This window comes from Neobacillus sp. DY30, assembly GCF_030123065.1.
In the GTDB taxonomy this organism is placed as follows: domain Bacteria; phylum Bacillota; class Bacilli; order Bacillales; family Cytobacillaceae; genus Neobacillus.
This window is the reverse complement of record NZ_CP126093.1, coordinates 3812526-3824025: the sequence shown is the minus strand read 5'-3', so window position 1 is coordinate 3824025 and position 11500 is coordinate 3812526. Positions and strand designations below refer to the sequence as shown.

The 11500-nt window shown below is 41.0% G+C and carries 7 protein-coding genes and 1 rRNA gene; 7 read left to right on the top strand and 1 reads right to left on the bottom strand.

Features of this window, described 5'->3' with window-relative positions; all coding sequences use genetic code 11:
- Nucleotide 1 precedes the first annotated feature (1 nt).
- The gene (locus tag QNH29_RS18540) at nt 2-997 is read left to right on the top strand and encodes a hydroxyacid dehydrogenase (protein ID WP_283860844.1); all 996 of its coding nucleotides are present in this window, start codon (nt 2-4) and stop codon (nt 995-997) included.
- An 11-nt stretch (nt 998-1008) separates the two neighbouring features.
- Nucleotides 1009-2088: a tartrate dehydrogenase gene (locus QNH29_RS18535; RefSeq protein WP_283860843.1), complete on the top strand. Its 1080-nt coding sequence runs from the start codon at nt 1009-1011 to the stop codon at nt 2086-2088.
- A 54-nt stretch (nt 2089-2142) separates the two neighbouring features.
- On the opposite strand, the gene QNH29_RS18530 is transcribed toward QNH29_RS18535, so the two are convergent.
- The gene (locus tag QNH29_RS18530; protein ID WP_283860842.1) at nt 2143-3357 is read right to left on the bottom strand and encodes a CdaR family transcriptional regulator; all 1215 of its coding nucleotides are present in this window, start codon (nt 3355-3357) and stop codon (nt 2143-2145) included.
- A gap of 223 nt (nt 3358-3580) precedes the next feature.
- Here QNH29_RS18530 and QNH29_RS18525 point away from each other — a divergent pair, with 223 nt between their 5' ends.
- The 5 genes from QNH29_RS18525 (at nt 3581) to QNH29_RS18505 (ending at nt 11360) form a co-directional block, all read left to right on the top strand.
- On the top strand, nt 3581-4753 hold the full coding sequence (locus QNH29_RS18525; RefSeq protein WP_283860841.1) for a saccharopine dehydrogenase family protein: 1173 nt from the start codon (nt 3581-3583) through the stop codon (nt 4751-4753).
- A gap of 241 nt (nt 4754-4994) precedes the next feature.
- Nucleotides 4995-6092, top strand: coding sequence for an aromatic ring-hydroxylating oxygenase subunit alpha (locus QNH29_RS18520; protein WP_283860840.1), 1098 nt, complete (start codon nt 4995-4997; stop codon nt 6090-6092).
- An 89-nt stretch (nt 6093-6181) separates the two neighbouring features.
- Nucleotides 6182-7609 (top strand): amino acid permease, encoded by a 1428-nt coding sequence (locus tag QNH29_RS18515; RefSeq protein WP_283860839.1) that lies wholly within the window; start codon nt 6182-6184, stop codon nt 7607-7609.
- 28 nt (nt 7610-7637) lie between these two features.
- A complete protein-coding gene (locus QNH29_RS18510) occupies nt 7638-8978 on the top strand; it encodes a flavin monoamine oxidase family protein (RefSeq protein WP_283860838.1) in 1341 nt (446 codons plus the stop codon).
- A gap of 832 nt (nt 8979-9810) precedes the next feature.
- Nucleotides 9811-11360 (top strand): 16S ribosomal RNA (locus QNH29_RS18505).
- The last annotated feature ends 140 nt before the right edge of the window (nt 11361-11500 follow it).

Here is an 11500-nt window from a genome sequence, read left to right as displayed (position 1 = left end):
AATGAGTAAACCCCGAGTTTTGCAAATACTTTCGATGTATCATCCCGAAGGGGAAAAGGTATTACAAGCTGGAGCAGAAGTGATTCGTACAGACCAATTTGATATCTCCCATCTATGTGAGGGAGTTAAGGATGTAGTGGGGCTTGTCCTTAGAGCCCCGGCAAAAATCACACGAGAAGTCATTGACGCAAATCCGAATCTCAAGGTCATTTCCGGGGCTGGGGTTGGCCTTGATAATATTGATGTAGCTTATGCGACTGAAAAGGGGATCCCTGTTCTTCATGCACCATCGGTGAATAAAGTATCGACCGCAGAACATGCTGTCATGCTTATCATGGCCTTAGCGAAATCGGTGATTCCTTTCCATAAGAATATGAGTAAAGGAAACTATGATTCGCGAATGGTTATTCCAACGTATGAGTTAAAAGGGAAAAAGGTTGGTTTAATCGGGTTTGGGAATATTGCACAAGAAGTTGCCAAGCGGCTGAAGCTTGGATTTGAAATGGATGTCACGGCTTGGGTAAGGGAATATAAGCCTGAAAAACACCAATTTGCTCATGAAATAGGCGTTCACATCAGCACCGATATGGAAGAAGTATTTTCGCAATCAGACTTTATTTCGCTTCATATCCCATTAAACGAACATACCAAGCATTCGATTAATCAAAGGCTATTATCAAAAATGAAACCTTCTGCTTTTTTAGTCAATACAGCGCGCGGAGCAGTTATCAATCATACCCATTTATACCTTGCTTTAAAAGAGGGTCTAATAGCTGGAGCCGGGTTAGATGTATTCGACCCTGAACCGCCGCCAAAGGATCTGCCATTGTTATCCCTGCCAAATGTGATTGTTACTCCGCATGTTGGCGGGACCACAGTGGAATGTAATTATATAATGGCCACTACCGTTGCCACAAATGTCATTAATGTCCTAAATGGAAAACAGCCAGATTTTGTGGCAAATCCAGAAGTGTTGAAATCGAAAATACCAGAATAGAGGTCAAATACATGGAACATTATTCAATAGCCTTGCTCCCAGGAGATGGGATTGGAGTAGACGTCGTCCGGGAAGGAAAAAAAGTTCTCGATACAATTAGTGAAATTCATGGTGGTTTCTCCCTTTCCTATAAGGAATTTGACTGGAGCTGCGAATATTATGCCAAACACGGTAAAATGATGCCGGACAATGGCTTAGAGATATTGAGAGCCTTTGATACTATTTTTCTAGGTGCGGTCGGTTATCCCGGGGTACCTGACCATGTGTCATTGTGGGGGCTGCTGCTGCCAATTAGACGGCAATTCGAGCAGTATATTAATTTGCGTCCTGTTAAATTACTAAAGGGGATTACCTCTCCACTCGCTGGAAAAACCTCTGAGGATCTCAATTTTATTGTGATTCGTGAAAATAATGAAGGGGAGTATTCAAGTATTGGCGGCCGCATGTATGAAGGAACCGACATGGATATGGCCATCCAAAACAGTGTGTTTACTCGAAAGGGTGTAGAAAGAGTGCTGCGCTATGCCTTTGACCTTGCTCAAAAACAAGGTAAAAGAAAGCATATAACTGCTGCTACGAAATCAAACGGGATTAATCATACCATGCCTTTCTGGGACGAGTATGTCCAGAAAATTAACCGCGAATATCCTGATGTAGATAGCATCACTGTGCATATCGATGCTCTTGCCGCTTTCTTTGTCAGCAAACCAGAGACGATGGATGTTGTCGTCGCCTCTAACTTATTCGGGGACATTTTAACCGACCTTGGGGCGGCAATTGTTGGCGGGCTGGGAATTGCCCCATCAGCTAATATCAACCCTGAAAAGAAATATCCTTCGATGTTTGAACCGGTCCATGGTTCTGCCCCAGATATTGCTGGAAAGGGAATAGCCAATCCATTGGCTTCTATTTGGTGCACAAGTATGATGCTGGATCATTTAGGTCAGCCAGAATCTGCGAAGGCGATTATCGATGCAATGGAGGATGTTCTGCAAGAGAAAGAAGTTCTTACACCGGATCTTGGCGGTCATTCAACGACCGAGCAGGTTGGAGATTATATTTGCCAAAAACTAAAATCCAGCCTGGGTTAAATAAATCGGAAGCCCATAGTGCTGGAGCTGGGTTCATAAAACAAAAAAGCGGAATCATACTCCGCTTTTTTGTTTTGTCTCCTCGTAACATTGAATAGCCGTATATAGGAGCATACAGTGCTCAAAGCTGCTTGTACTAAGCGAGGTAATTTCACTGATTTTTTCAAGACGGTAGATGATTGTATTACGATGGATAAAGAGATTTCTAGATGCTTCACTAAGATTCATATTGTACTTACAGAACCCGACAAAGGTAGAGGATAAAACTTCATAACTATCATGTTCAATCAGAGGAGTAACTAGCTTTAATAATTTATTCCGATAATCGGGAACGAGTTCTTTTGGAAGCATCCATAGCAGAGTCTCCCGCTCATTATAGACAAAAATCTTGGACTCTTGGTTGGACTTTATCCCAATGTTCATGGCTTTGACAGCATTTTGATAAGATTCAGAGATTCCCTGTAAACTATTGCTGATATCTCCTGCGGAAATAGAGGCAGACACATGATATTTCGTTTCCAAAAAGGAATTGATTTTCTTTAACTTTTCCTCCAAACTTTCCAGTAAAGACAAATATGATTTCTGGTAGGGAAGAGATTTAATGACAATATATTTTTCAAAATCGATTAAGGAGACAATATCATCTTTATTTTCATGAAAAATTAGATTTAAAAAACTTAGGACCTCCTTTTGGAAATACTGAAAGCTTCCAAGTATCTCTTCCCTTTCTTTATTGGCTGACTTAATTTCCGAGGGGCAATTTATCGTTATCAGCAGGCAGGCACGATCTTTATGTAAATCAAATTCAAGCAATTTTGCATATTGGTGTATGTAATCAGTCTTTTCACTGCCTTTTTCTTTATATTGAATGATCTGATGGACAAACATCTCCACCATTTTTTCTTTTAATTCAACCATCTCATTTCGAAAGGCTTCCTGGCACATCATTTCAACTTGATTCTTGACGAGCTGAACGTATTTTTCTACTTCTCGAGGTGCACCGACGATTCCAAGTACTCCAATGACTTTATTATTAAACTTGATTGGAGCAGAGACACCTGGAAGGATTTTTTTTTCTAATTCACTCTTACAATCTACCATTACATTTTTTTTGATTACTTCAAGAGAGGGCTGATGAAAAAGCCCAATACGGTCCTTATCGGTCGATCCAATAATATATCCCTCATTATCAGTAATGCTGATAGGAAAGTCCAGTATTTCACTGGTCTTTTCAACAATCTCCTGTGCGATATGTTCTAGTATTTTCATCTAAAGCACCCCATTCACTCAGCCTTAATGTCATACAAAATACTATTCATTTTTCAGTTAAAAATTTGTCCTATTAGTAAAATAATACAAATAGTTATCTTTTTATTATATTTATTTTTGGTTAAATCGTACATACAATTTAGAAAATTATTAATTTAAAATAAAGTTATTAAAGGAAATACATTAGAAGGTGAATCTATTAAAAAATGAAATGAGGGGTACTATGAAAGTAGCAGTATTAGGATCTGGATTAATGGGAAAAGAAGCAGCACGTGATTTAGTAAAAAGTGAAGGAGTTCAGACAGTAGGGCTCGCTGATATAGATTTAGTACGTGCGCAGGAAGTGTGCCGTCAATTACAATCGGAAAAGATTCAGGCATTTTGTGTCGATGCTGGCAATCGTGAGGAGCTTATAAAGTTTATTGGTCAATATGATGTTGTTATCAATGCACTTTTTTATTCGTTCAATGAAATTGTGGCAAAGGCAGGCATTGAAACAGGAGTAGGTGTTGTTGATCTTGGCGGCCATATTGGTCATATTACTGATAAAGTATTAGAGCTGAAAGAAGAAGCAGCGGCTGCTCATTCTACGATTATCCCGGATTTAGGAGTTGCTCCAGGGATGATAAATATACTAGCCGGATATGGGGCAAGTAAGCTAGACAAGACTGAATCTATTAAAATGTATGTTGGCGGGATACCAGTTAAACCTGAGGCACCGCTTGAATATAATCATGTTTTTTCCATGGAAGGATTATTTGACCATTATACTGATCCTTCATTGATTATTCGAAATGGTGTAAAACAAGAAGTACCGTCACTTTCAGAAGTAGAGAAGATTTATTTTGAAAAGTTCGGTCCACTTGAAGCATTTCATACTTCAGGAGGAACCTCAACATTATCTTATTCCTATCCAAATTTAGATACGCTGGAATACAAAACAATCCGATATCCTGGACATGCAGCGAAATTTCAATTACTAGTTGACCTTAACCTTACCCGTAATGACTACGAAGTGGAAGTGAAAGGACAAAAGGTCAATCCGAGGGAAGTATTATTGAAGGTTCTTGACCCAATTGTGGATTTAAAAGACAAAGATGATGCAGTCCTGCTCCGAGTGATTGTTTCAGGGGAGAAAAATGGTGAGAAAACGACTTTTGAATATGAAATGACAACGGTAAAAGACCGTATCAATAATGTTACTGCCATGGCACGTGCTACAGCTAACACGATTTCAGTGGTTGCGCAAATGATTGGAAGCGGTACCATTTCTAAAAAAGGAGTTTACCCACCCGAACTAATTGTGCCTGGTAAGGAGTATATAAAAGAAATGGCGAAACGGGAAATTATTATTACTGAAATCGAGAAAAAGGAAAAGTCTCCAGTTAATGTATAATATATTTTTAAAGCTCCTTCTACTAATTTGTAGGAGGAGCTTATATTTTTTTGTTTGCTTATTCTAGATCATGGTGACCTTAATTTACTTTAGTGAAAAGCAACAAAAAATTATTCAACAGGATTATTATTTTCGTTTAATATGCACATATGATTCAGAAAATTTATAATTTACAATTAATTTATTATCACCATGATTACGATTTTTAGATGAATTCCAAAATAAAAAGGTGGTTAAGTGTATGAATATAGGGGAAGTAAGAGTTAGTGAGAAACTAAGTGAAGCACATACTTTACCGTCATGGCTCTATACAAAGCCAGAAGTTCTCGAAGTTGAGAAAAGAGAAATTTTTGCTAAAACCTGGCAATATGTCGGGCATATGAGTCAGTTTAAGAAGCATGGAGATTATATTACGACCGACATAGCTGATCGCCCTATTATTGTCAGTTATGGAAACGATGGTGAATTACGTGCTTTTTATAATGTTTGTACCCATCGTGCAGCAAAGCTTGTGGAAGGCGAGGGGAATAAGTCTGTTTTCACCTGTCCCTATCATGCCTGGACATTCCGTAATGACGGTTCACTTCTAAGAGCACCAAATATGGGAGGCTGTGATAATTTTGACCATCAAGATTTTTGTTTAAAAAACATCCAGCTAGAGGTGGTGGAATCATTTGTATTTGTGAATTTAGACCCTGAAGCCCATTCTATGACTGAGCAATTTCCAGACTTATTTCAGCACGTTGCAAAATATGACCTTAGTAAATTAAAGAGGGTACGTGTGAAGGAAACAATCTGTCATTCAAACTGGAAGATCGGTATTGATAACTATCTTGAATGTGACCATTGCTCGATTGTTCATAAGACACTGGTTTCAAAGCTTGATATGAAGCAATACGAAATGGCAATGTATGATTACTATTCGTATCAAGGAACTCCGCTAAAAGGTAAAACAAATGACTTTGGTTTGGGGCAGGGAGGACGTTACTACTGGCTTTATCCTAATACATGGTTCTCCTTCGATCCAGGTCCTGCCAATCTTTCTATCCACCAATCGATTCCGATTGATCATAAAACAACTAAATATGTTTATACTACCTTTTTTATGACTGATGAAGTAACCGAAGAGGAGAAGGAGTTACTTGCAATGGATGATCTTGTAAGGAAAGAGGATCTTGACATTTGCGAGATCGTTCAAAAAGGAATCGAAACAGGTGTATATACTCAAGGGCGATTTTCTCTTACAGAAAACTTAGTCCATCAATTTCATTTATTAATCCAAAAGGATTTAGAAGCTGTACTGCCATTACCAAATGCAAAAACAACCTCAGCTTTATAGGAGATAGTCTGCTATCTCACTTTTTAACACCGTTGTGTAAGCGCTTCCTAAGTGTCTGGAAAATTTTATGGAAGATGGGTGAAATTTTAATGGCAGTTAACCAAGAGAGCCAACCTCAATTAAAGAGGCAGATGAAAAGCAGGCATTTATTTATGATTTCGTTAGGGGGAGTCATTGGAACTGGTCTATTTTTGGGTTCTGGTTATGCAATCGGAGAAGCGGGCCCATTGGGTGCGATTATGGCCTATTTATTCGGCGGTTTGATTATGTATTTATCAATGGTTTGCTTGGGAGAATTATCTGTTGTCATGCCTGTTTCCGGCTCGTTCCAAGCTCATGCAACAAAATTTATTGGTCCGGCAACCGGCTTCGTTGTTGGCTGGGTCTACTGGCTAAGCTGGGCAATGTATGTAGGGCTTGAGTTTATTGCTGCGGGTCTGCTAATGAAAAGATGGTTTCCAGATGTACCAACTTGGATTTGGTGTGCAATTTTCGTTGTTTTGCTTTTTTCCATCAATTCACTGACCGCAAAGGTGTTTGCCGAGACAGAATATTGGTTTGCAGGAATTAAAGTGCTGGCTGTGATTCTATTTATCGTGATTGGTTCTGCTGCCATTTTTGGTGTTATTGATTTAAAAAGTGAACCGACACCTTATCTTTCCAATTTCATCGGAGATGGATTGTTTCCGGCCGGGATGGTTGGAATTTTTATCTCAATGATGACCGTTGTCTTTGCTTTCCAAGGTTCTGAAATCATGGGGGTAGCAGCGGGAGAGACAGAAGAACCAGAAAAGAATATTCCAAAGGCCATTCGAACAATCGTTTTCAGAATACTATTATTCTATGTTTTAGCCATTTTTGTTTTATCTGCTATTGTTCCATATCAAGAGGCTGGCGTACTAGAAAGTCCATTTGTGACAGTTTTTGAAATGGTAGGAATTCCATTTGCCGCGGACATCATGAACTTTGTCATACTTACTGCCATTCTTTCGGTTGGTAATACGGGATTATTCGCATGTACCCGCGTGATGTATTCCCTTGCTGAAAGTGGGATGGCTCCTAAAATCTTTGCTAAATTAAACAAAAGTGGAGTTCCTTCATACGCGTTATTATTAACGCTATGTTTCGCATTACTTTCATTGCTTACAAGTGTTGTAGCGGAAGATACTCTTTTTGTTGTTTTGCTATCAATTAGCGGTATTGGCGGGACGTTGACATGGCTTGCGATTGCTGTTGCCCAAATTGGCTTTAGGAGACAGTATATTAAAAATGGCGGTAAAGTTGAAGATTTAAAATATAGAGTCCCTCTCTACCCGTTGGTTCCAATAGTATGTATAGCGATGTGCTTGTTCATCTTTGCCTTCACTTTTTATGACGAAACACAGCGTACCTCACTTTATTGGGGATTTGGTTTTATTGCAGCGTGCTATCTCTATTATTACTTGAAGTATAAAAGAAAAAATATTGAACTTCCAATTGATACCCAGGCAGCTAGGATTGAAACGGAAGAAATCTAGAAAGTTCCAGTTCTAGGAGGAGAATATAATGGTTGTTTCTAAAGGCTATGATGTCATTATTGTTGGCGGAGGCTTTACTGGTTTAACGGCTGCAAGGGAGCTGCGGTTGTTAGGACACAAGGTTCTGGTTTTAGAGGCGCGAGGTCGAATTGGAGGCCGTACATGGGTTGACCATCGCTTAGATTCTCAGCTGGAAATGGGTGGTACTTATGTTCATTGGCATCAACCGCATGTTTGGACAGAAATCACTCGATATGGTTTAGAGCTGATAACAGGTCCGAGTTCGGAGAAGGTTTATTGGATAGCGGATGGAAAAACTTATTCTGCTCCTGTTATAGAATTTAGAAATAAACTCAGAAATGCGATTGAAAAATTATTAAAAGAGGGTAATAAGTATCTGCCACAGCCTTTCCGGCCTTTGGATTCTGACCAGTTTAGAGAAATAGATGGAAAGACAGCTGATCAATTTATTAAAGATTCTGGACTAACGAAAGAGGAATATGATATTGTTCATGGCTGGGTTGCATCCGACTTCTGCGGAGCACCTGAAGAGGGTGCAGCAACGCAAATTCTTCGCTGGTGGGCGTTTTCTCAAGGGAACTGGGAAACCCATAGCGCAATGGTTTCAACCTACCGTTTAAGAGATGGAACTTCAGCACTGATAAATGCAATTGCTAAAGATGCAGGCGCTGAGATTAAACTCTCTACCATTGTAAAAAGGATCGAACACAACAAGGACTCTGTAGAAGTCATTTCAGCAGATGGTTCTTATTATAGTGGAAAAGCTGTGATTGTAACAGTTCCCCTGACAACACTGCAACATATTGAATTCTGTCCTGTACTTTCTTTAGAAAAACAGGCTTCCTCGAAGGAAGGACAAACCTCTAAAGGAGTTAAGGTATGGGCACGTGTAAAAGGGAAGTTAGCACCATTTGACGCCCTTGCACCAGGAAGCTATCCACTGAATTCTGTTCATTTAGACCGGTTTATTGATGGCGATAGCATTGTGGTAGGTTTTGGGCCAAATGCTGCAATCCTTGATCCGAACAATAAAATCGCGGTGGAGAATGCGTTAAAGCATTGGATTCCAGACATTGAAGTGGTGGAAAGTACGGGCCATGACTGGGTGAACGACGAGTTCTCAAGAGAAACTTGGCCGATGTTAAAGCCTAACCAGTTAACAAACTATCATAAGGAGTGGAATACACCTGAAAATACAGTTTTCCTAGGCGGCACAACTTATGCGAACGGCTGGGCTGGTTTTATCGATGGTGCAATTGAAAATGGAATAACTGTTAGTAGAAGAGTCCACAAGTTTCTTGCTGGAGACGTTATATTAACAAAGAAAGAACCAGTAAATAACATTTAAATAATATTGAATAACAAAAGTGTTCTGTGAAGATGGAACACTTTTGTTATTTTTTAATACAAATTACACAGTAGCCTCATCGCTATAATCCTTAATCTTACCTATAATCTTCTTCTCTGGGAATAGAGGGCTAAGACGAATTCGGATTAGGCTGCGTTAAAGAAATTAGTAAATCGGGAGCTTACAATCGTATTAAGTGTTGTTGAAATCCACATACGGTGCTGACAAAGTCTGAAATAATCGTAGCAATAACCCGATTCCTGAGTTCTTTTCCTTATATATGTTAGCATAATCGGTGGGATAGGATACAGCATACAACGGCCAAGTCCAAGTTCGCGACTAAATAACAATGGAATTTTGAAATTAAGACAATGAATAAGCTTACTATACTAAATCAGAAATGAGGTCATTCTCGAAATCTTATCAGTTGTTTTTCATATAAATTTATTATCCAGTGCATGTCATTTGTAATAGAGAGCCTTGGGTGTTTGTTCAGGCGAAAATGGAAAAAACTACATATTGAACAGCTGTATCTAGGATGTTATGATGTAATTCCTAACTCGCTAAAACATCTAAACATCTAGTTTTAGTTCGGGTTAATTTTTTATTAAAATTATTTAATAAAAATGAAAGGTTCTTTTGCAGAGTGATTAACAACATGATGAATAAAAATAATGTTGACTCAAGTGAAGAGGATATGATAAGATATTTTTTGTCGCTAAATACAAATGACACATTGTTCTTTGAAAACTAAACAAACAAGAACGTCAACAAAAATTATTAGTTTCTTCTATAGAAACTAGCCAACGTAACAAAATGAGCTATATCAACTTTCTTGGAGAGTTTGATCCTGGCTCAGGACGAACGCTGGCGGCGTGCCTAATACATGCAAGTCGAGCGAATCAAGAGGTGCTTGCACCTCTTGATTAGCGGCGGACGGGTGAGTAACACGTGGGCAACCTGCCTGTAAGACTGGGATAACTTCGGGAAACCGGAGCTAATACCGGATAATCCTTTTCCTCTCATGAGGAAAAGCTGAAAGTCGGTTTCGGCTGACACTTACAGATGGGCCCGCGGCGCATTAGCTAGTTGGTGAGGTAACGGCTCACCAAGGCGACGATGCGTAGCCGACCTGAGAGGGTGATCGGCCACACTGGGACTGAGACACGGCCCAGACTCCTACGGGAGGCAGCAGTAGGGAATCTTCCGCAATGGACGAAAGTCTGACGGAGCAACGCCGCGTGAGCGATGAAGGCCTTCGGGTCGTAAAGCTCTGTTGTTAGGGAAGAACAAGTACCGGAGTAACTGCCGGTACCTTGACGGTACCTAACCAGAAAGCCACGGCTAACTACGTGCCAGCAGCCGCGGTAATACGTAGGTGGCAAGCGTTGTCCGGAATTATTGGGCGTAAAGCGCGCGCAGGCGGTCCTTTAAGTCTGATGTGAAAGCCCACGGCTCAACCGTGGAGGGTCATTGGAAACTGGGGGACTTGAGTACAGAAGAGGAAAGCGGAATTCCACGTGTAGCGGTGAAATGCGTAGAGATGTGGAGGAACACCAGTGGCGAAGGCGGCTTTCTGGTCTGTAACTGACGCTGAGGCGCGAAAGCGTGGGGAGCAAACAGGATTAGATACCCTGGTAGTCCACGCCGTAAACGATGAGTGCTAAGTGTTAGAGGGTTTCCGCCCTTTAGTGCTGCAGCTAACGCATTAAGCACTCCGCCTGGGGAGTACGGCCGCAAGGCTGAAACTCAAAGGAATTGACGGGGGCCCGCACAAGCGGTGGAGCATGTGGTTTAATTCGAAGCAACGCGAAGAACCTTACCAGGTCTTGACATCCTCTGACACTCCTAGAGATAGGACTTTCCCCTTCGGGGGACAGAGTGACAGGTGGTGCATGGTTGTCGTCAGCTCGTGTCGTGAGATGTTGGGTTAAGTCCCGCAACGAGCGCAACCCTTGATCTTAGTTGCCAGCATTCAGTTGGGCACTCTAAGGTGACTGCCGGTGACAAACCGGAGGAAGGTGGGGATGACGTCAAATCATCATGCCCCTTATGACCTGGGCTACACACGTGCTACAATGGATGGTACAAAGGGCTGCAAGACCGCGAGGTTTAGCCAATCCCATAAAACCATTCTCAGTTCGGATTGCAGGCTGCAACTCGCCTGCATGAAGCCGGAATCGCTAGTAATCGCGGATCAGCATGCCGCGGTGAATACGTTCCCGGGCCTTGTACACACCGCCCGTCACACCACGAGAGTTTGTAACACCCGAAGTCGGTGGGGTAACCGCAAGGAGCCAGCCGCCTAAGGTGGGACAGATGATTGGGGTGAAGTCGTAACAAGGTAGCCGTATCGGAAGGTGCGGCTGGATCACCTCCTTTCTAAGGATAATGCAGTCCTATCGGACTGATAAGAAGTTGACCGTTACTTGTTTGTTTAGTTTTGAGAGTGCAATTTCTCTCAATATAAATTGCTCCTGCGCCACAGCTTATTCGAGGATGTAATCCTTCAGCTCGTCGCA